The organism is Nostoc sp. C057 (assembly GCF_013393925.1).
In the GTDB taxonomy this organism is placed as follows: domain Bacteria; phylum Cyanobacteriota; class Cyanobacteriia; order Cyanobacteriales; family Nostocaceae; genus Nostoc; species Nostoc muscorum_A.
The window spans coordinates 210,953-232,502 of sequence record NZ_CP040288.1 but is presented as its reverse complement, the minus strand read 5'-3'; the positions used below and the strand labels follow the sequence as shown (position 1 = coordinate 232,502).

Annotated in this window: 13 protein-coding genes and 1 pseudogene; 6 read left to right on the top strand and 8 right to left on the bottom strand. The window is 41.8% G+C overall.

Translation table 11 applies throughout. The annotated features are described in order from the left end of the window. Positions 1-214 precede the first annotated feature (214 nt). Positions 215-730: a hypothetical protein gene (locus FD724_RS35690; RefSeq protein WP_179076383.1), complete on the top strand. Its 516-nt coding sequence runs from the start codon at positions 215-217 to the stop codon at positions 728-730. 195 nt (positions 731-925) lie between these two features. Then, positions 926-2,116: a tetratricopeptide repeat protein gene (locus FD724_RS35685; protein ID WP_179076382.1), complete on the top strand. Its 1,191-nt coding sequence runs from the start codon at positions 926-928 to the stop codon at positions 2,114-2,116. A 414-nt stretch (positions 2,117-2,530) separates the two neighbouring features. On the opposite strand, the gene FD724_RS35680 is transcribed toward FD724_RS35685, so the two are convergent. Together FD724_RS35680 and FD724_RS35675 are read right to left on the bottom strand one after the other, a co-directional pair. Then, entirely contained in the window at positions 2,531-3,676 is a 1,146-nt protein-coding gene (locus tag FD724_RS35680; RefSeq protein ID WP_179076381.1) for an alkaline phosphatase family protein, read from the bottom strand. 156 nt (positions 3,677-3,832) lie between these two features. Beyond that, positions 3,833-5,734 carry an alkaline phosphatase family protein gene (locus tag FD724_RS35675; protein ID WP_256874712.1) on the bottom strand — a complete coding sequence of 634 codons (1,902 nt, stop codon included), beginning with the start codon at positions 5,732-5,734 and terminating at the stop codon, positions 3,833-3,835. Between the two features lie 54 nt (positions 5,735-5,788). On the opposite strand from FD724_RS35675, the gene FD724_RS35670 reads away from it, so the two are divergent. Then, complete coding sequence (locus FD724_RS35670) at positions 5,789-5,989, top strand: hypothetical protein (RefSeq protein ID WP_179076380.1); 201 nt, start codon at positions 5,789-5,791, stop codon at positions 5,987-5,989. Between the two features lie 873 nt (positions 5,990-6,862). On the opposite strand, the gene FD724_RS35665 is transcribed toward FD724_RS35670, so the two are convergent. Together FD724_RS35665 and FD724_RS35660 are read right to left on the bottom strand one after the other, a co-directional pair. Beyond that, positions 6,863-7,735, bottom strand: a complete 873-nt coding sequence (locus FD724_RS35665; protein ID WP_179076379.1) for an alkaline phosphatase family protein — start codon at positions 7,733-7,735, stop codon at positions 6,863-6,865. A 340-nt stretch (positions 7,736-8,075) separates the two neighbouring features. Further along, positions 8,076-8,282: a hypothetical protein gene (locus FD724_RS35660; RefSeq protein ID WP_179076378.1), complete on the bottom strand. Its 207-nt coding sequence runs from the start codon at positions 8,280-8,282 to the stop codon at positions 8,076-8,078. A gap of 110 nt (positions 8,283-8,392) precedes the next feature. On the opposite strand from FD724_RS35660, the gene FD724_RS35655 reads away from it, so the two are divergent. Further along, the gene (locus tag FD724_RS35655; RefSeq protein WP_179076377.1) at positions 8,393-8,590 is read left to right on the top strand and encodes an NblA/ycf18 family protein; all 198 of its coding nucleotides are present in this window, start codon (positions 8,393-8,395) and stop codon (positions 8,588-8,590) included. A 184-nt stretch (positions 8,591-8,774) separates the two neighbouring features. Here the strand turns inward: FD724_RS35655 and FD724_RS35650 are convergent, their stop codons facing one another. From FD724_RS35650 to FD724_RS35640, 3 genes are all read right to left on the bottom strand, one after another. Then, positions 8,775-10,232, bottom strand: coding sequence for an ATP-binding protein (locus tag FD724_RS35650; RefSeq protein ID WP_179076376.1), 1,458 nt, complete (start codon positions 10,230-10,232; stop codon positions 8,775-8,777). 25 nt (positions 10,233-10,257) lie between these two features. Further along, entirely contained in the window at positions 10,258-15,609 is a 5,352-nt protein-coding gene (locus FD724_RS35645; protein ID WP_179076375.1) for an ATP-binding sensor histidine kinase, read from the bottom strand. Positions 15,610-15,693: 84 nt separating this feature from the next. Next, the gene (locus tag FD724_RS35640; protein ID WP_179076216.1) at positions 15,694-15,867 is read right to left on the bottom strand and encodes a hypothetical protein; all 174 of its coding nucleotides are present in this window, start codon (positions 15,865-15,867) and stop codon (positions 15,694-15,696) included. 250 nt (positions 15,868-16,117) lie between these two features. Between FD724_RS35640 and FD724_RS41360 the strand changes: the two genes are divergently transcribed. Further along, entirely contained in the window at positions 16,118-17,500 is a 1,383-nt protein-coding gene (locus tag FD724_RS41360; RefSeq protein WP_372726548.1) for a PAS domain-containing protein, read from the top strand. Further along, positions 17,382-18,293, top strand: a pseudogene (locus tag FD724_RS41355) (sensor histidine kinase); the annotation flags it as partial. The gene FD724_RS41360 and the pseudogene FD724_RS41355, both read left to right, overlap by 119 nt. On the opposite strand, the gene FD724_RS35630 reads toward FD724_RS41355, so the two are convergent. Further along, positions 18,286-21,510, bottom strand: a complete 3,225-nt coding sequence (locus FD724_RS35630) for a plasmid replication protein, CyRepA1 family (protein WP_256874711.1) — start codon at positions 21,508-21,510, stop codon at positions 18,286-18,288. The pseudogene FD724_RS41355 and the gene FD724_RS35630 sit on opposite strands and share 8 nt — an antisense overlap. Between the last annotated feature and the right edge of the window lie 40 nt (positions 21,511-21,550).

Genomic DNA, 21,550 nt, shown 5'->3' with positions numbered 1-21,550 from the left:
GCTTCAACACTATATCGAAATGACATTCATTTCTCCACATACAAGATGGGAGAATAAAGCTAGAGTGGTAAAACTTGCTAGAGTAGATTTTTCATGATTGAAATAGGCGTAAATAGGTAAACCAAAATTTTCAATAATAACGAATTTACTACGTTTAAGTTTTTGCTCTAGCTAGTTTTGCCACGCTAGGAATAAAGAAATTGGGGTGCAGATCGTGAATAACAATAATCGGTGGTTTTCGTGGTTGAGTTGGGGTCTGGTTGCAGGGCAAACGCATCTAAAGTATAAGAATCCTTTAATAGCAAGGGTTTTGGCGTTTTTTAATTTAGCCTATTTTTTCATCAAGATCCTTGCCCAGCAAGGGTTTCAGAAATCCCGTGCGTTCGCCCTGGGTCTGGTTGCGGTATTAGCACTGTTCTTGTGGGTGTGGTGGATATACTTATCTCCTCTCCCCTACACGAATCCCTGGCGGAGCCTCGGACTGCATGGCACGACTTTGCTAGCAAGCATCTTAGTATGGATTAGTAACTATTCCCGTCGTGGAAATGGGCCAGGTCGTTGGTGGTTCTGGGTGTATTCGGTGATTGTTGGCTTTAGCATTCCAGGCGTTATCGAAGATATCCTTCATGTCAATCATGTGATGACTTTATCACCGTTGTGCGAAAATGCCCTTTTGAGCTTTGGATTATTGACGGCGATTGGGTTGGGCTTCATTGCCCAAAGAAGATGATACAGAACCATTCCAAGCCAGCTTTCAGAAATGGCACAAATAGTATAAATAAAAGTAAAAAAGGCTCAAACCTTTCTCACTCTGCTCCTAGCAAGAACTGCCTTATGCCAACAATAATTATTTCCACCGAGCTACTTATAACTAACTTCTATAAATAATGAGGAAAATATAGCCCCACAAAAGGAGAGTGATACTGTGTCTTTAGAAATTCAACCAGAAATAGACAAGGTTTGGTTTAACTTGGGCGTTGAACTTTTAAACAAAAGATGTTTCGATAGGGCTATCGAAGCATTTGAACGAGCCAATGAACTAAAACCTGGCAACTATGAAGTCTGGGTTAATAAGAGTTGGGCGCTGTCAAATTTGGGACGCTTTGATGAGGCTCTGGCTGCCTGCGATCAAGCACTGGTATTTCAATCCAACTTTCATGGTGCTTGGTGTAATAGAGGTATTGCTTTAAGGCTTTTAGGACGTAACTTGGAAGCACTTGAAGCGTTTGAACAAGCCTTAAAACTCATGCCTGGTTTGCATGAAGCTTGGGAAAACCGAGGTATTACGTTATTAACTTTAGAGCGTTTCGAAGAGGCACTTGCTAATTTTGACAATGCTGTTAAATTAAAATCTGATGACTCTGAAGCTTGGTATTTTCGTAGCATTGCTTTGTTAAATTTAGAACGCTATGAAGATGCTCTTACTAGCACTGAACAATCGTTGAAACTTAAAGGTGACTTGAGCGCAGCTTGGCAAAATCAGGGGTGTGCTTTGGATGAATTGGGGCGCTATGATGAAGCAATAGCTTCCTACGATAAAGCGATTGAATTTCAAAAAGATAACTTTGATGCTTGGTATAACCGGGGTAATTTGTTGATAAACTTGGAACGCTTTGAAGAGGCGATCGCTTCCTACGAGCGCGCGATTGAATTTCATCATGATTTTCCCCAAGCTTGGTGTAATCTGGGTATTGCCTTAATGAATTTGGAGCGATTTGAAGAGGCGCTCCCTTGCTTCGAGCGATCCCTTAAATTTCAAAGAGATTTACCTCAAGCCTGGTATAACCGAGCTAATACACTGTTAAGTCTCAAACGCTTTGAAGAGGCTCTCACCAGTTATGATAAATATGACCAAGTTTGTCCAGACGACTCCGACACTTTTTATAGTAAGGCTTGCTGTTATGCTCAGTTGCTTCATATAGAGCAAGCAGTCTTTAACCTGCAACAAGCTATCAATCTGAGTCCTAACCAATACCAAGATGTGGCGAAAACTGACTCATATTTCCATAAGATTCGTTCAAATGAACAATTTCAGGCGTTGATAAAGTCGTTGTCAGATGCGAATTTCAGCAGATTAGGCAATACATCTGCGCTTGAAAAAATGTTCTTGTGGTAGTGATAGCGATCTCACAAGTCAACTCATCCACTCAGTCCACTGTCGCGTATGGACAAGCAGTTGAGCAAATTTGTCAGGGCAAGCGTCTTCAAACTCCAGCATCACGCCGCAACGCTCATCACTCATTATCATACTGAGTAATTCTTTAACAAGGTTTCCCCCGAACTCAAATACAAGGGTGTGTTTCTCAGCAATAGGAGTAGCCAAGAAGTTACGTGATTTGTCACAAAATTGCTCCTTAAACCTAGCCCCTAGTTTTTTTTTGCTGTCACCTCTATCTTAATCCGCATTCTAGGATCTGAAAGTCCTGCAACAATCATTATTGTTGCTGGTCTGACATCTTCTAAATATATACGAATTACTGGTCAGCTTTATTTAAAGTCTTCTGGAATGGGTAAGATGTTTATATCTTGATTATTTTTTCACAAATAGATTGGTCATCGGCTTAACTCCTTTAGTCGTGTCATTAGCAGAGTTTAAGTATTCATAGATGCCAAAAGCATCTTCAGTAGTTCGTAGCAATGAGTAGTGATTATAGGGTGTGTTATCTACAATGCCCCGTGAGGCGTGATTAGTAATCACAATCGTTGCAATGTGACCGCCGCCAAAGTTAGCCTTGCTATTAGGGTCGAAACCACAGCAACCTTGAATTTGAGCTTTGTCATGAGGATTACTATCTTCATCCCAGGTAATAATAATTGCATTATTGCCAGACTCAGCCCACAACTTAGAAGTGGTAATTTGATTCACAACTTTTCCAATCATCGTGTCACCGATTTGAATCAATTTTTGCAATTGGGGACACTCTGCTAAACCGTGCATTTCATGACATTGGTTGAAGATGATGTGGCTGTAGTTGGGAACTTTATTACTTTTCAGGTCGGTAGTAAGTTGGTCAATCCCGACTATTTTACTGGGTAAGTTCGGGTCATCTTGCACGTTTTTGAAGTTCATAAAACCATTATGTTTGACCGCATATAATGCACGATTGAGACTGGGAGCGACAACGGACTTAGAGCCTGGAGAAGGAATATCTTCAAAATACCCTTTCCAAGTCAGCCCCTTTTGTGACAATTGGTCGATTAAACTAAAAGAGGTAATGGTATGGTTGGCATAGTCAACTTGACGAGAGTTGTGGCAAAATTGCTGATTACTATTAGCAAAGCAATAGAAAGCATCATCATCATGAATCCCAAAAGTACTACCGCTTAAAATGGCAACATAGTTAGCTTCGCTGGGATGTACTTCGCCATAGAAGTTACTAGCCAAACCATAGGTTTTTGCCAGTTGATTGATGATGGGTGCATTGGGATTGCCAATAATCTGGTCGTAGGATTTATTTTCTTCAACAATCACAAAGATATGGTCATATTTAGGGATGGCTTTGTCGTCTGGTGTCGGAGTTGAAACTACTGCTGCTGTATTTTCAACTGCTTTCGGTGGGTTAGTAGCTGATTGACTAGATTTTTGTGAGTTGGATAAGCAACTATTGAGTGTGAGGCTCAAGCTGAATAAGCAAATATGATGAAGAGTTGTTTGAAATCTAGAGTGTAATAACATAGATACTGAGTATAAATGTTAAGTATATGTCGAATGATTTGTCGGATCAATAGAAAAAGAATGGCTAACTACCGAAACACCGATTCGCTCTAAGCGCAGGAATTACTAGAAACTGATGTGGTATTTAACACATCAGTTTCTTCATTTGGTGTTTTTTTAGTCCTCGTACTCCCTGCGCTCTTTATCTATTCGGTATTTTTCTATTTGCAAGTCCCTACAGTCCAGTGGTAATGTCTGGGTTTTATCAATCTGAACACCTTGCAGTCGTTGAGGATTTAAACCTAGAACCTGTAATGTAGTTGGAGCAATTTGGGTGGTAGAAACGGTTCGACTGATAGTTTTACCTTGCAGATTGCGGGAAAATCCAGTGCTACCGACAATTAGGGCTACGTGGGTGTCAGCATTAGTAAATCCACCATGCTCTGCACGCTTCTTGGTAGCATTACCAAAAAAATAGCCAGTTTTGAGTGGAACAATAATATCAGGGGTGCGTTCGCTTGTCCTTGGATCTCCCAATCCAGCATTGATGATGCTCTGACCATACAATACCTGACCCTGAGCAGCAGCATCCTCAGTTGAAAACGCCACCCCAGTATTTGGATCAATCGTATTATCAAATGAGTAATTTTTGGACTTCAGCAGGGCTACTGCTTTTCGGACATCAGATGGATTTTTCAAGAAGATCAGCGATGAAGTATCCTGACCTCGCTCAGAAGCAATCTGGATGCCGTTTCTTACTAAGAGAGCGGCAACAGCAGTCAGGTTTCCATCGCCACCAGCAACACCAGTAATACTATCAAATGTACTGCTCAAACCAACAGTTGGATCTTTGACGGGATTTTGCCCGTGCTTGGCGGTCAAAATCACCAAAGTTGAACTGTCTAATCCTTTCTTTTTCAGTTCATCCAAAATCAGACCAATGCTGGCATCAGTGTGAGCTACTGCACTTACGAGGTCAGGACGAGCATTTCCATCTTTGTCAATTCCGCCACCATTAAACTGAGAGGCAGTCTCTTTCTCGCCGACGCTCACAGCTTGGAAATTCAAGCCGAAAATTGCCGGAGTGCCTACTCTTATAGAGCCGGAATCGTTCAATCCATCAATCTCGTTTAATATCTGCTTAACCTTGAGATCGTCATAGGCTGAGGTTGTTGCTACACTTGTGAATTGGTGGGCGCTAAAGCCAGCAGGTGGAGCCTTAAACAGAGCCGGATTACCCTTTGTCCCGTCATTAAAGAAAGTAGACGTGATTTGAGAGTTGGTGTTGGAGTAAGGAGTACCTGTTGATTGATCGACTAAAGCCCCAAGGGTGTTGGGGAGAAGTCCTGGCTTAGTTGGATCAATCGCCACTGCTGCGTTAATTTCTAGTGAAGAGTAATCGCTAATGCTACCGACTAGACCCGTTGCCAAATTAAATTTAGTTGGGTCTTGTGTATTTCCAGCTAGGATGGTGTAAGCTGCGGGATGCTTGTCAGACCAAGCAGTACGGAGTCCTGCCGCGCTAGCTACGTCAAAAATGGTATTTACTTTCAGGTACTGGTTGGGGTAAACAGGGTTGCCATTGCGATCAATAGGCAATTGGGTTTGATCAAATCCCTGACCGCCATCTAAGGTGCCACCCTTACCATTAGTCCAAGATGCATCAACGTTTTCAGCAAATTCTACGACAGTACCCGGTTTAGCGATGCCTGTGGTGATTTGGGCAACAGTAGTGCCTGGGGCATACAAGGCGCGACTGTAGGATTTATCATAAAATACACCTGTCGTACCGGGGTTAGCACCAGTGATATAGTTTAGCTCCCCAGGAAAGGAATCTGATGGTGCAGAAGCGAAAGCATTAGTGTATGTCACACCTTCTCTCTGCAACCGCTTGATATTTTTCAAAGAAGCTTGCAGATTAGCAACTGATAAATCGGAGTTGTGCAATCCATCAATCGAAATAATCAGAACATGACTAAAGTGGGCAGTTGTATTTCCGGGAATGATTGCTTGGACACCAGGAATCAGGGTGTTGCTAACAATCGCCGTCATCAACACCCCAAAAAGCGTTTTCTTCATTGTGTGTAACTAAATTGGAAAAATGGCTTGTAATTTCAAAAATCTGCAAAAATTATGAATTCAAGGGTTACTTCTTTTGGCAATGGCTCTCGCCTAGCATTTATCAAAGACTCCAAGAATCAACCCATTGAGAGCATTGAAGAGACAGAGCGAAATATATTCACAGATATTGATTACAAATATGCGCGGGTAATAAATGCTTGCAGTGGGTTTTACGTGATTTTGCTGATTATTGGTCAGCACAAATTTGATTAAATCAATAACAACGTAAGCAATGCAAGTAGACTGAATCTTGCTTTACCAAGTCTTTATAATTACTTCAGATGTAGCAAAAATAAATTCAGGACTATTTTACCCCGTTTTAACAATCATCCAGATGATCAATAATTGTTAATCCCGCTTTTTATAAGGCTTTCAGAGTTATAGAATTTCAAATTTCGGTAATAATTTTCTGCCTGAGTTTTTAAATTTTCAGTAAAGTTAAGGTTTTGTTAATGTTTAAGTAATGTGATAATGCAGACACCAATGGCGTTGTTGTACGAATCGGAAAGTGAAAAATTTTGGGGGAAATGGCCAATACTTTTCGGATAAACCCAATAATCTCTCTTTTGGTCTGGAGAAAGGTTATTGGGCTTTGGGAAAAGGGAAATTCAAACCCTTTCCCCAAAAATCCGAAAAGTATTGGAATCACTCGCTTCTCTGCGGTAGGGAATATTAGGGCAATTCAAGTCTCCCGAATTGGGTGGAATGTAAATATCCGGTAAGACGGATCGCACTGTTGCACTTGCGGCGATCGCTTCGTTGTAGGCTAGTATTTTTCTTACCCCGCCGAAAATACCAAGGCATCACGGGCTGTGATTGATTCCAAAAGCCCAGTTTCTTACTTTTTTGTAGGGTGACAAATTAAATGGCATTGAGACAAATTCCTGTCATCAAGCTAACGCTTACCTGCTTTATGTTTGCAACAATTTGTGTTGGTATACCCTGTAAGTTTTCTGTGCTGGTTCTAAGCTGAACGCTAGAGAGTTCAGGTTTCACATCCTCTATGACATTAATTTGGTATTACGACAAATAAAAAGTCACTGTACAATTTTTCTCCAAAAACTCACACAAGAGCAAAAAAGTTACTTATTGCCAGGAATCAGTAATTGGGGTTGCATTAGTGGCATTATTCAATCCAGGTAATCCATAGCTTGCTTCAATCGTGCGTAACACATTGTAGTGATTGATATTCTCACTATATTGTCCCGTTATAACGTGAGCGCCATAAAAGATAGTTGCAATCCGATTGCTGGTTGTGCCATTATCTTCATCAAAGGTAACAATCAGCAAGCTGTTGTGAGTTTTAGCCCACTGTGCATAGGCATCCAGATTATTTTTCAGCCAGGTATCACCTTGTTGAATCGTGCCATTGTGCATATCATCTAGTTGGTTAGGAACAACAACGGAGACAGTAGGCAGATTAGCAAAATTCGCAGACGAAGGAAAACTTGTAAACGGTTGATTTAGGGAACTAGCAACATTAGTGAAATCAACCCAAGGGTTGTGTTTACGATAGTAACCATTAGACCCGCCGGAGTTACAACCTATATAACCAACACTGGGCAGACTCTCCGAATAACCTATAAAAGTCTTGCCAATGCCCAATAACTGAGTAGTCAGATTAGCTCCGCTAAATGTTAATGGACAATTATCGTTTGTCACACCTTGTGTAGAGCCACTAAACAAGGCTAAGTAGTTGGGTTGGCTTGGGTGTGTCACACCGTGGGAATTTGTGAAGAGAGCGCCTTGCTTTGCTAGTGAATTGATATATGGAGCGCTACTCGAACCGATAATTTGTGAATACCCGTGGTTTTCTTCAATGACGAGGACGATGTGATCGAAAGTTGGCACTGTGGCTGCTAACGCTGCTTGGCTGCTTATAGCGACGCTCGTTAATACTGCTAATCCATTACTAATTCCGGCAATCAATTGCCAAGGATATCTAATTGTTCTCAACATATATGTATGCTCATTTTCTCAAATTTATCAACAGACAATTAGCCCCTTTTTAAGTAAGAAGCTAATAATTTACGTTACCCATTTTGAATTGTTATTAAGCTCAGTTCTTTCTCGGAAGCAGAGTAACCACTGTAAATTACATTGTTAAATTTAAGATGAAATTAAATTAGCATTAATTCTGAGATTTAATTTATCTAGTTGAAAAAGAAATATTTTCGGTCGAATTCCCTTATTCTAGTTTCTCCTATGCTGTTTTCTCCATTTACTAGGGGGGATACTTGACGAATCTTCCCATACTCCTAAGTGTTTGTTGTCATATTCAGATTCTCAAACTCCAGCATTACGCCGCGACGCTCACCACTCTTGCCCAAAGTATTGCCCATCTCTTCTTTTGAGTGATGGCGCTGTTTCGCCCGCCTTCTTGCGATCGCAAGCAGAGGTTAAAAATGCTTTTCAAAAGCTCAAAGTAAGAAACTTTAGAGCTTAAGTTTTTACTTGGGTTGCCACAGTGGAGTGATATCAAGGTTTTCAGCAGCAGATACGGCATTTCTAACCTACGTCGGTACGGTTTACACACCTTTGGTTTTTGTAAAGTTATCGTAACATTTATTTATATAAAACAATATTTGCTTAACTTAGCAAACTCAAATAAAAGCAATGAATCAACCCATTGAATTATCTTTAGAACAAGAATTTAGCCTTAGAACTTTCTCTGATCAAGTGCAGCAGATGTCCCGTGAACAAGCTCAAGAGTTTTTGCAGATGCTGTATAAGCAGATGATGATAAGGGAAGCGACTTACCAAGAATTGCTCAAACATCAGTGGGAAGTTGGTTCAGGTTCAATCTTGGATTAATACAAACTTGTTCCCGTTACTTTAAGCGACTCAGAAGATAACGAACACAAAATTGTCTTTTTCAATGCCTGCGGCGGGCTACGCCTACGCTTTACACTCAGCAGTATACAATTCCTGACTTGCTGCTTTAACCGACTCGATTACTGCGCTAGTCTCATCATCGTCGGCATCGTCGGCATCAACTTTAAATAAAAATATCGATTACAAACTCTGTACCTTTGCCTGGTGCGGAAGAGCAGGTTAAATGACCTCTATGTTGTTCCACTACAATGGAGTAGCTAATCGATAATCCCAAACCCGTACCACTGCCCACAGGCTTGGTGGTAAAAAAAGGATTAAATATTCTCTTAAGTGTTGATTCACTCATGCCTAGACCATTGTCAGCAATGCGAATCAGCACTTTATCAGTATGAGAAATTTCAGTGCGAATGCGAATTGTCGGGAGGGAAAATGTTTCACTTGTGATTCCCCACTTGCTAGTCCCCATTTCTAAAGCATCAATTGCATTACTCAAGATATTCATAAATACCTGATTGAGGGCACCGACATAGCAGTTAACCAAAGGCAGTTGACCATATTCTTTAATCACTGCGATCGCTGGGCGGTTAGCATTAGCTTGGAGTCGGTGTTGTAAAATTAACAGAGTGCTTTCAATGCCGGAGTGAATGTCTACTGGTTTAATTCCCGCTTCATCTAAGCGGGAGAAGTTACGCAGTGATTCAACAATATGTTTAATACGCTCAGTTCCAGCTCGCATTGAGTCGAATAGTTTAGGTAAATCCTCCATTAAAAACGGTAAATCAATAGACTCTGCTATAGTTTGGATCGCCTCCACTGGAGTAGGATAATGTTCTTGATAAGTTTTGATGAGTTTTAACAGAGACTGCACATAAGTTTCTGTATGAAACAGGTTGCCATAAATGAAGTTTGTGGGATTGTTAATTTCATGAGCAACGCCTGCAACCATTTGCCCCAAAGACGACATTTTTTCTGCTTGAATTAGTTGAGCTTGAGTTTGTTGAAGATGGTCTAGGGCTAGGGTTAGTTCAGAATTTTGGTTCTCTATTTTGAGGATATTACCGTAGGAACGAAGGGAAGAAATCACGACTGTAATCAGCTTTTGCCGTGTCAGTTCTGTTTTGAGCCGATAGTCGTTAATATCGTAGTCCAGAATCACTGAGGCTTCCGGCGCTTCTCCAGGCTGACCTGTACGTAAAATAATTCGTACTTGGTGGTTGTGCAATTCTGCACGAATATACTGAACCACTTGCAATCCAGCATCATCTGTTTCCATAACGACATCGAGCAAAATTAACGCCGTATCGGGATGTGTCTGGATTAAGTACTTTGCTTCTGTAGCAGAGTGGGCATGGAGAAACGTCAGAGGTTTACTTTCAAAAGTGCAATCTTCGAGTGCCAGGATTGTAGCTCGATGGACTAATACATCGTCATCCACAATCAAGATTTTCCAAACTGCTACAGGTGCTGGTGGAGAGTTTGGAACCGCTTGGGAACCCCTATCAACTTCATTGATTGGTTGTCCACCATTGTCATCTGCAAAGATAAACGTATCATCATTGCCTGCAAAGACAAAAAAAGCATCAGTTTCTGAGTTGGAAACCCTTTGATTTTCGCTGGACATACTCGCTCATCCCTAATTCTGGCGTTCATGGAGTAACCTGTGGCTCAAGTGGAAGGGTTACTATAAATAGAGTTCCCTTCCCCACTTCGCTTTGCACATTGATTCTTCCCCGCAATTTTTGGGTGACTAGATTGTAGACAATATGCAATCCTAGTCCTGTTCCACCGCGATGCCTTGCTGTAGTAAAAAAGGGTTCAAAAATGCGGCTGTGATACTCTTCAGGAACACCACAGCCATCATCACGGTACTGAATAATGACTCGATCGGCTTGCCGTAACACATGAAAGTGCATTTCCCCAGCTTCTTCGGGCTGATATGCGTGCATGAGAGAGTTCATCACCAAATTGGTGACAACTTGTGCCAATGCTCCTGGATAAGTGCTGATAGTTACAGTATTATCGCCAGTTATAGTTACTGTATGTAGGGTTTTTCTTAAATTTGGTGCCAAACTAAAAAGCGTTTCTTCCAGATAAAGTTTAACCCTAATAGTGCGTCGCTCCAGGTTGGTTTGATCGACAGCAACCTGTTTGAAACTTTGCACCAATTCTGCGGCACTATTAAGGTTTGTCAAAATAATGTCTCCACATTCTTTAGCAATGTTCAGGTAGTTGGTTAAATCTGCCCGTTTCAGCTGTCCCTGCTCAACTGTTGTGATGAGAGCGGTAGTTTTATCAATCAGGGTTGATACCAGTGTGATGCTAGTACCAACAGGGGTGTTGACTTCATGAGCAACCCCTGCTACCAAGCTACCTAAAGCAGCCATTTTCTTGGATTCTACAAGCTGATCTTGAGTCGTTTTGAGTTCTTCTAGGGCTTGGGAAAGTTGTTGAGTGCGATCGCTAACTTTCTGTTCAAGAGTATTGTAGAGATTAGCATTTTCAATCGAAATGGCAGCTTGGGATGAAAGAAGCTTGACAATTTCCAAGCGATCTGGTGTAAACGCTTCCGTAGCCAGGTTATTTTCCAGATATAAAATTCCCAGCAGTTTACCCTGATGCACGATGGGATTACACAGTAGGCTTTTGGGCTGGTGCTTCGTGATGTAGAAATCAGCCACTAGAACAGCCTCTATTCTGGCATCAGCGATCACAAGGGATTGTAGACTGCGTTTGACAGTGTAAATCAGACTGACAGGAATATCAAAACTTCGATCTATTGGCAGTGCTAGTCCAATGCTGGGTTCAAGTCCAAGTTGAGCGATCGCTTCTACTCGCAAGTCATTCTCCTGCATCAACATCAGTACACATTTACTGGCTCCAGCATTGGTCATAATCGCATTAAGCAAGCCTTGGAGCAATTTGTCTAACTGAATCTCGCTAGAAAGGCTCTGGGAAGCTTTGAGGATGGTGGCAAAATCTAAGGCTTCAGAGATAGAAGTGCTACTGGAGCTAGATGTTTGCGCTGGTTGATGAATCGTGCGGGCAGGTATAGCAAGGGTTTCTAAGGGTTGGAGAGTGAATTGCTTTTGTTGCAGAATAGATTGTAGTAATTGGGGATAACGTGTTTCCAAATGATCAATTTTAGCTTTGGCATCCCAACGAGCGTAGCAGTAGTAGGCTTCTTGGATGTAGGCTTGGGCCACCTTTTCTTTACCCCACTTGAGGTAGAATTTGGCTGCTAATTCATTGCTAAGTGCTTCTTCGTTGAGGTAGCCGTTTTCTTTAGCTACTGCAATGGCGCGATCGTAATACTCCATTGCTTTAAGTGTATCTCCCATCACCCGCGCTATCTCTGCTTCAACTAAATCATACTTGTGCTGGTAATTACTTCTAGCAAGATCAGCCCAGTAGCGCATGAGTTTTTGGTTGGTAGCTACTTGATTTAAGCAATCTTCCTTTTGATTCTTATCGCGCTCAGAATACCATGCAAGTAAGGACAAAGAGTAGTAAAAGTTATGTCCGGCAACAAGTAGTGGGCCAAAGGCTCCATCTACAAACTCAGTGGCTTGCTCTGCATTAATTACAGCCTGTCCATACTTTTCAAAGTTATAAAGCACAATTGTTTTAGCTACATAGGTGGCAAATAGTGATTGATGATTATGAGTTTTATGAAAATGTAGTAGCATTTCCGTCTCATTAAAATCAGTACCAGTCAATTGAAAGTGGTCAGAAGTTTGTCCGAGGAAGTTTAAAGTGAGTTGTCTCCAAATCTGGGCATAATCAAGACAATGCTTTTGTTTGAAGTTTAAAAGTAAATCAATATATTTTGCTTGCCTTTTATCAACAGAATTTAGAGGTTCTCCAATCAGGAATAAATGCGTACACTCAGCCATCATTGAATAGCTAGCGTATTCGATGTCTCCGACCTCTAGACCACACTGCATACCTTCTCGTAACAATTTAAGTGTATTTCGACCATGCTCCTTACAAGCACAGATAAAAACACCAAAGAGCATATAAATTTTGGAACTGAGTTCTTTAGCATGGTATTGCTCTAGTAGCTCTAGAGATATCTGACCTGAGTGATAAGCAGTGTCTACATCTTTAATTACAGCAGACAGAAATAAGCCATAAATACCATAGACATAAGCAGCCAAGGATGAATGTCCCTGCTCAAGACAAAGATGGTGCATTGTCAGCGCTACTGACGGAAACATCTCCGGTTTGACATGGTGAACAGGAGGAGTAATGCTAATCAGCAATCGCAGTGCAGCCAGAGATTCAGGATTGCTCATTTCTGGAATATTAGCTAAACTTGTCAACTCTGGTAGTCGCTTTAAATAATTTTCCTGCTCCACTTTAGGTAATATCAATGGAATTTTTAATTGCTTTAATGCTTTTAAACCTGTTTCAATAGCTTGAACTTGCTGATCTTGAGCGATATAAATTTGAACTTTTAGCTCATAGGTCTTAATTCTGTCCAACAGATGCGTGGTTTGCTGCAATATCAAATCTGCTAGACTGATAGCTTGTTCAAAGTGGGTGTTTAAATATTCTGCTTCTGCGGCTTCCTCATACAGTGCTAGCGTCAAAGCATACTGATTTTGCCATCTGTCTGCTGCTAACAACTCTATTCCTAGTGTTAAATATTGAACCGCAGCAGTGTAGGCAGTAGAAGCTTTGGCTTTCCGTCCAGCGACCAGATTTAATTGAGCTAGTTGATTGCGTTCGGTCTGTTGAGTAAGTAACCCCAAACCCATATTCAATTGACTAACAATTTGAAAAATTCTCTCTTGTTGATCGCTTGGAGAAATATTATTTAATAGTAGCTGCCCCAGCCTTAAGTGAGTAGTCTGTTTCTCATCGTCAGGTATCAGGGAATAAGCAGCTTGTTGGACGCGATCGTGGGAAAACTTATAAGTAACTACTTGTGAGTTTTGCCCTGCAATTGTTTGAGTCTCTTGACCTATATAAAACTTATAAACTTCAGTTTGAGGTAGAATTAAGCCCTCTTGTAAAGCTTTCCATAGGGCTGTTGCAGTTTCAGCTTCTGATGTTGTGGGCAGATTATTTGAGCCTGCGCCTCGTGCGATCACCAAGGTTGCTAAGTCAAATTCATTACCAATGCACGCTGCTAATTTCAAAACATCCTGGGTCGATGTTGGCAACTTCTGCAACTGCAATGCCATGAATTCAACAACATCATCCGTTAGAGCTAACGCTTTCACTTGAGGAATATCACACTGCCAAATTCCCCGATCAAAATCAAACTGAATTAGTCCATCTTCATGCAGTGCTTTGAGAAATTGCGTACTAAAGAATGGATTCCCTTTGGTCTTTTGATACACCAGTTGACTTAGTGGTTGTGCGACTTCTTGCGAACAACTTAGGGTATCGGCAACTAGTTGATTTAAGCTGACTGTACTCAATGGTGCTAGTGTAATAATGTTAATTGTGACTTTGGCTTTAGCAATCTCTTCTAGTGTCAACATCAAAGGATGAGCAGCAGAAACCTCATGATTTCGGTAAGCTCCAATTAATAATAAATATCCCCTCACTGAATCATCTATCAGCAACTGCATTAACTTCAAAGATGCTGAATCTGCCCACTGTAAATCATCCAAGAAAATCACCAGAGGATGTTCTTTGGTAGTGAATACTTGGATAAAATTTTGAAAGAGTAAATTAAAGCGATTCTGTGCCGCAGTTCCAGATAAATTAGGTGATGGTAGTTGTTGACCAATAATTTGTTCTAGTTCTGGAATTACCTCAATAATAACTTGCCCATTATCACCCAGCGCTGCTAATATTTTGGTTTTCCAAGCTGATAATTGAGTATCATTTTCACGTCTCAATTGCCCCATTAAATCTCGAAACATCTGTACAAAGGCAGAAAAAGGAATATTCCGATTAAATTGGTCAAACTTGCCTTTGATGAAATAGCCTCGTTGTTGGGCAATCGGCTTATGAACTTCGTTAATAATCGCTGTTTTCCCAATCCCAGAAAACCCTGCGACTAACATCAGTTCCGTTTGATGATTAGTAACACGGTCAAATGCTGCTAGCAAAGTTTTGACTTCCTCTTCCCGACCATAGAGTTTTTCGGGGATAATGAAGCGATCGCTAACATCCCGTTGCCCAATAGGGAAACTTTCAATTTTGCCCGTTTGCTGGAGTTGATGCAAGCAAGTTTCTAAATCATATTTCAGTCCGAATGCGCTCTGATAGCGGTCTTCGGCATTTTTCGCCATCAATTTGCTGACAATTTCTGAGAGTATCGGTGCAATTTCTGGATTAATTTCATGTACTAGAGGTGGAAGTTTGGCAATATGGCAATGCACTAACTCCATTGGATCGTTTGATTGAAAGGGTAATTGCCCTGTCAGTAACTCATAAAAAGTTACACCCAGAGAATAGAAATCAGTACGGTAGTCTATACCACGATTCATTCGTCCGGTTTGTTCCGGTGACAAATAACCGAGTGTTCCTTCTAACACATTGGGACTTTTCAGGGTTTGGGTTTCTCGTGGTAGCAGAGATGCAATACTAAAGTCAATGAGTTTGATATCACAAGTTTCTGGATTAATCAGAATATTGGCAGGTTTAATATCTTTGTGAATAATCCGATGACGAATGAGAATATCTAATATATTGCACAGGGCGATCGCTAAAAGCAAAAATTCAATGACACTTGGTACAGTTCCCCATTGCTTTAGGGAAATTCCTCCAAAGTCTTCCATTACCAATGCATAGCCATTCTGGTACGTTTCCAAGCTATAGGTTTGAATGATTCCAGGTAAGTTGAGATTTTTAGCTATGGTGTACTGATTGCGAAACGACAAAAGTTCGATGAAACTAGGGTAAGGATTTTTCAGCAGCTTAATGACCACAGGCTGTTGGTCAGTCTCTCGAACTGCTTGATAAACCAAGGTTCTAGAACCGTTGTAGAGTTCTTCGCTGACTTGATAGCCGGGAATGGTAACTACACTGCTAATCATAATTCTTTTGAATTTTTAAGACCTTAGCATTTAGTATTCCCAGATTCGCCCCCATCAGTGAGAGATTAGGGTAATTGCATTTTTTCAAGAGGGCGCAGCCCAAGGAGACAAATCTAGCTTCGAGGCTAGAAATTTCTTAGCTTTGACTACTCCTAAATTTTGATTCTCTTTGGCAGCGAAATATTTAATCGAGTCATCTACTATCCTTTTGTAACAGATAGCGATCGCTATTTGTGCCCGACAAATTATCTCATCCATTCCATCCAATCGGGCGCTCCTTTGCCCCTCTGCGTAATTGCAAGTCCATACTGAGTTATATATTTTATCTGCGTAAGCCGCATCTCGTTCAAGTTACTCTTGGGGACGTACTTCTGCCTTTATAATTGTCCTCTTTTTACTACGATTTCCAACAGATGGATATTATTAGAAAGAGGAATGTTACATTACCTAAAGAATAGGGAATCCTAGATTTAAGTACCAAGCAAATATATTAGTCAGTTAGAGCAGGATGAACTTTCAACAGCAGGGCATTCAATCCGGTAACAATTTTTCTGTCAAGCAAGTGCTAAAAGTTGATAAAGTCAGTAGAAATGGTCAGGAGATTGAAAATCAATTAGCAGAGCCAGATTTGAAACAGTTGCAAGATAAACTTTTATTACTTATAGAACGAAATCCTTTGCCTTTAATTGAGTGGAATACAGCATTTCAAGTAATAGAATGGAATCCGGCTGCTGAACAACTATTTGGATACAGCAAAAGCGAAGTACTTGGTTGTCAGGTATCAGAAATAATTGTGCCAGAAATTGAGAGAGTAGAAGCCATCAAAATAATGGAGTTATTAATTGAAGAGAAAGTGGGAGGTAATAATCTTAGTAAGAACCTGACAAAACATGGAACAGTGATTATTTGTGATTGGTGTCACACTCCGATAACTAACGTGGATGGCAAGGTAATTAGTATTGTTTCAACAGTGCAAGATATTACAAAAGTAAAGTCTTTTGAAAGCGCTCTGCGCGAAAACGAAAAAACCTATCAGCAAATTCTTGATGCAATTACAGATATGGTACTGGTTAAAGGTGCTAAATCTCGAATTATTTGGGCAAATAAGGCATTTCGTGATTATTACGGGATGAGTGAGTCACAGCTTCAAAATATGATTGATGCACCTTTTAGCGAACCAGATCATACCCTGCAATATATCAAAGATGATGCTTACGTATTTGAAAGTGGACAGACCCTAGAAATTCCCCAAGAGCCAGTAAATCGGTACGATGGCGAAGTCCGCCTATTCCATACAATCAAATCTGCGATCCGTAACGAACTGGGTCAAGTGATAATGACTGTTGGTGTATCTCGTGATATTAGTGAGCATAAACAAGCCGAGAAAGAACAGGCGAAGTTGTTGGCAATTCTAGAAGCAGCACCAGACTTTATCAGCACTGCTGACTTAACTGGGCAGGTTCTTTATTTTAATAAAGCAGCTCGCCGAATGTTAGAAATGGGGGAAAAAGAATCGCTTCAGGGGAGAAATTTGTGCCAAAATCATCCGAAATGGGCAAATGAAATTATCCAGAATCAAGGATTACCAGAATCAGTTCGAGTCGGTGATTGGGTCGGGGAAACGGCTCTTTTAAAAGCAGATGGGCGAGAAATTCCCATATCCCAACTAATTGTTGCTCACAAATCACCTGATGGAGAAGTTGAATATTTCTCGACAATCGCAAGGGATATCAACGAACTCAAAGCAAGCGGAAGAAACTTTACGGCAAAAAGCGAAAGATTTAGAGCAAACTCTTCAAGAACTACAAAACACCCAAGCTCATTTGCTCCAAAGCGAAAAAATGTCCTCTATTGGTCAATTGGTTGCGGGAGTGGCTCACGAAATGAATAATCCTTTGGGCTTTATTGCTGCCAGTATCAAACAAGCTAAACCCACCTTTGATGATATTGTTGAACACTTAAAGCTTTATCAAGAAAAGTTCCCCACTCCCGGAGATGAAATTCTCATCCATGCTGAAGAAATTGACTTGGAATATAGCTTATCAGATTTACCAGAAATGATTGATTCGATGACGATAGCCTGTGACAGACTAAAAGATATCAGTACCAGTCTCCGCACTTTCACCCGTTCCGATCAAGACTACAAAATACCTTTCAATATCCACCAAGGCATTGATAGTACCATTCTAATTCTTAAACATCGTCTGAAAGCAAATGAGCAACGTCCGAAGATTGAAGTTATCACAAACTACGGGAAATTACCGGAAGTAGAATGCTTTCCAGGGCAATTAAATCAGGTATTTATGAACATACTAGCGAATGCTATTGATGCCTTGGATGAATCAAATACAGGCCGGAGTTTTAGGGAGATTAAAGCCAATCCTAATCAGATTATGATTACCACCTCATTGAAAAACAAACAGGTTGAGGTGAAGATTGCTGATAATGGTCAAGGGATGAGTGAATCAATTAAACAAAAAGTATTTGACGACTTGTTTACTACCAAAGGTGTTGGTAAAGGAACAGGATTAGGATTAGCGATCGCTCAGTCTATTGTTGTAGAAAAACATGGCGGAACTTTGGATGTGAATTCTACCTTGGGTGTTGGAACAGAATTTGTGATTACCTTACCGATTCTGGCTCAGGCTCAAAGTGAACTTGGTCGAAAGTGTGATTTCAGTTAAGCACAGCCAACCAATCGCACACCACAGACCTACACTCGTCTGCAAACTTAACCCAAATCTGCCACTGCCCCAGATAGCCATTCCAGTAAGGCTCACCATCAGCAACGCCAACAGCCTCACCAAGCTGGGAAACCAGCTGTTGGTAGAACTGTTCAACACTGTCGAGTCCTTGGCGCATTTTCAGCTTCAGCCCCTTCCATCCTTGGACAGTCGGACTTTCTACTGGCGTAAATGTTTGAGTAATATCCTGGGATTGGGTGTCAATGACTGGTGTAGTTGTACTTATATTATTGCTGACTGACACCGAATCACAGTTTAACGCTTCATCCCGATTTAACCATTGTCCAAAAATCGAATCACGCTGATCATCAGGGGCAACAAACTGGTAAACGCACTCCCGATTTTCACGCTTACCCAACCGACCAACATAATCCAACTTCAAGTCAATTTTGGCAAGTAGTTTCTGTGTGATCGCTATCGGTGTGTGTTTTTCAGAAATCGTTACATTCAAGTAATTCTTGATAACGTGCCTGTGTTGAACAGCCAGCGCTTTAAACTCCAGCATCTTCTCATCAGACCCCCGCAACTGAACGTCTGGCGTAAGAAACTGTAACAGATTCAGATTTTCCAGTAACAGTACAGCAGGTAATAGCTGCCCCTTGTTAAAATCCGGTTTCCAAATCGAATTCTCTCCTGCCTCTAACTGCGCTGCTGCCCGTTTAGTATCACGGTTCCTCAGAAACTCTCGCCCCAGCGTCAAATAGTAGTGCATCCGCAGTTGAGGATACCACCCGTCATCATCCTTCTCAACCAAATCAGGGGTTACGTCAATTTCGTAGCGACGGGATAATTCAGCTTTACGCTGCTGATGTCGTTCAGTTTTCGTTTTCGCCCTTGTGTCAAGGAGCTTCTTGAGTTCGGCATCAGAGATGGTTGGAGAATCCGCGATCGCCTGACACTCAGCAGTATACAATTCCTGACTAGCCGCTTTAACCGACTCGATTACTGCGCCAGTCTCATCATCGTCAGCATCGTCAGCATCAATAACGGTGTATCCATCCTCGACCAAACCCGCAAGCACAGACTCTCGATAGCGCCGCATCTCAACGTTAATCACAGAACCACGCTTACCCCAAGTCTGCAAAGATTCGGGCTGGAAGTTCTGGTCAACATAGCTGTAGTCATCATTATCTGCCGCCGATAACAGCGCAATGTTCGCCCTTGTTGCGACGTGCTGACTTCTGAGCAATCCTCCTATTGTTGTGGAACCATTCCCTACAACCGACATCCCCCACTCTCTCACCCAAATGTGGCGGTCAACTGTCTCACGTAATCTTGCCAACATCTGCCGCACAGAGTTAACCGGTTGCACTCCCTGAAAAATTCCCCAAACAGCATCAAAATGTCCTCGAATGTCAATTGATACCCCAGTTTCTAAACTTGGGGAAGCGATAACCAAATCATACTGGGTGAGAATTTCGTTCAAGTGAGCGATACAGCCAAACGCTGGATGTGATGGGTCAGTAACAGATTCACTGTCAATTCTGAGGATTCGCAGATGTGGGAATTTGCGACGAAAGCGTTCCTCCAATGCTTGCGTCCCCCATTTGGACTTGGCTTTCTGAGCAGAGCAGCATAGTAAATGATGCCCCCCTTTGGAAATGGCTTTATCCAACGCCGCGATAAGATTCTTTGGGTTACTGCCAGAGTAGTTGTAACAGTTTCCAGCTACGTGGCGATAATTGTTGACAATTACAAACGGGTTAACTCGATATTCCCCAGCGAGTGATAAAACATACTTCACATCAGTATCTGACACATCCGCACTAGATAGATAAATCTTTCCTTGACTACTGCCCAAAACATTCTGTACCAGTTGTTTCAAGTTTTTGAGAACGGACACGCGACGCTTCTGCACTTCAGTACCAGAGTTGAGCAAATGCCAGAATACTTGGTCACACTCGTCAATAATAATCACATCATTCGCCCAGTCATTAGGGTTGAATCGCGCCTGACTCTCTTGATGCAAAGAGTCTACACAGACCCCGTATCCTAATAATGTGCCTGTTTCATTCGTGCGAACTTCGGTAACATAGTTAACACCAAACCGATTACACAACGCCTCACCCAGTTGAATACGGTGGGTGATGATTAATACCCTACGTCCAAGGTCATGTGCTTTTGCCACCTGAGTTGCCAGCCATTCAGTTTTCCCCGTGCCTTTGGGAGCCTTGAGGATAATCAGCTTTTCACCCTCTGGTACAAGCAGATGGCCGAGGAATCTTTGGTTGAGAGCGATCGCAGGCGGATAAGTCAGCAGAGTAAACAGCTTAATCTCCCACAACTCCAGTGCAACGGCTGTATTGTAGAGTGCGTCAAAAGCTTCCCCCCCTTTGGCAACGATAAAATCATCAACCCCTTTCTCTGCCCCGAATGGTAAATCAATCACTCGCAGCGAACAACCCTCATTTACTAGCAGCCGTCCCATGCGACTGATGGCGGTTCTGACACGTTGTACAGTTTCGGGCTTATTATCTTGGTCAAAGCAAATGTTAACCTGTCTCCCCTGTGTTGCAAAATGTTTCAAGTCGGGAATCAGAAAGGGTTTCCCGATGGCAGTACCGTACTCATCAGTAGGTGTGCGGTATCCAGCGTTAACACCGGGGATAGCGATCGCTGCATAACCCGCAGTCAGTAACGCCCCTGCTTTTTTGACACCTTCCACGATTGTGACTGGTACGTTATGCCTCCAAACCCAGTGCCAGAAACCACCGGGATGCTGCAAGTCTTCTTCAGTAATGGGAATGCCGCTACGATTGGACACTTTTACCCAAATGCGATTCGGAACTAAGAGGAAGAAAGCGCGTGTCTCTTCTCTGAATGGGTGTTCATACTTGATGAACTTGTGGATCTTCTGGCGGTCGCGTCGGGGATGGTCAGGTTTGAAACAGCCCCACATCATACTGACGTAGTTGTTGAGGGGGTCAATTCCACTGCACCACCAGCCGCCTAATTCAATGTGCTGGTATTTCTTCAAATCGCGATCGCGTAATCGTCCATCGTTGCGACGGGAGATTTTGGGACTGTAGAGCAAGTATTCGTAAGGTGTTGTGCCGTAGAGCGAACGCACATTCAGGGCAATGATTTCTTCGTCAACGCCACTATCCAACCATTCTTGTTGATGTTTAGCTTGAGAATCAGATTCAATTATACGCATATTCCCTCTGTTTTTTGACGCATGGAAATGAAGCGGCACT

Excerpts from the sequence above, each read along its gene's own strand:
- FD724_RS35680 (WP_179076381.1), bottom strand. The coding sequence starts at position 3,676 with ATGTTATTACACTCTAGATTTCAAACAACTCTTCATCATATTTGCTTA.
- FD724_RS35675 (WP_256874712.1), bottom strand. The coding sequence starts at position 5,734 with ATGAAGAAAACGCTTTTTGGGGTGTTGATGACGGCGATTGTTAGCAAC.
- FD724_RS35670 (WP_179076380.1), top strand. The coding sequence starts at position 5,789 with ATGAATTCAAGGGTTACTTCTTTTGGCAATGGCTCTCGCCTAGCATTT.
- FD724_RS35665 (WP_179076379.1), bottom strand. The coding sequence starts at position 7,735 with ATGTTGAGAACAATTAGATATCCTTGGCAATTGATTGCCGGAATTAGT.
- FD724_RS35660 (WP_179076378.1), bottom strand. The coding sequence starts at position 8,282 with ATGCCGTATCTGCTGCTGAAAACCTTGATATCACTCCACTGTGGCAAC.
- FD724_RS35655 (WP_179076377.1), top strand. The coding sequence starts at position 8,393 with ATGAATCAACCCATTGAATTATCTTTAGAACAAGAATTTAGCCTTAGA.
- FD724_RS35650 (WP_179076376.1), bottom strand. The coding sequence starts at position 10,232 with ATGTCCAGCGAAAATCAAAGGGTTTCCAACTCAGAAACTGATGCTTTT.
- FD724_RS35645 (WP_179076375.1), bottom strand. The coding sequence starts at position 15,609 with ATGATTAGCAGTGTAGTTACCATTCCCGGCTATCAAGTCAGCGAAGAA.
- FD724_RS35640 (WP_179076216.1), bottom strand. The coding sequence starts at position 15,867 with ATGGATGAGATAATTTGTCGGGCACAAATAGCGATCGCTATCTGTTAC.
- FD724_RS41360 (WP_372726548.1), top strand. The coding sequence starts at position 16,118 with ATGAACTTTCAACAGCAGGGCATTCAATCCGGTAACAATTTTTCTGTC.
- FD724_RS35630 (WP_256874711.1), bottom strand. The coding sequence starts at position 21,510 with ATGCGTATAATTGAATCTGATTCTCAAGCTAAACATCAACAAGAATGG.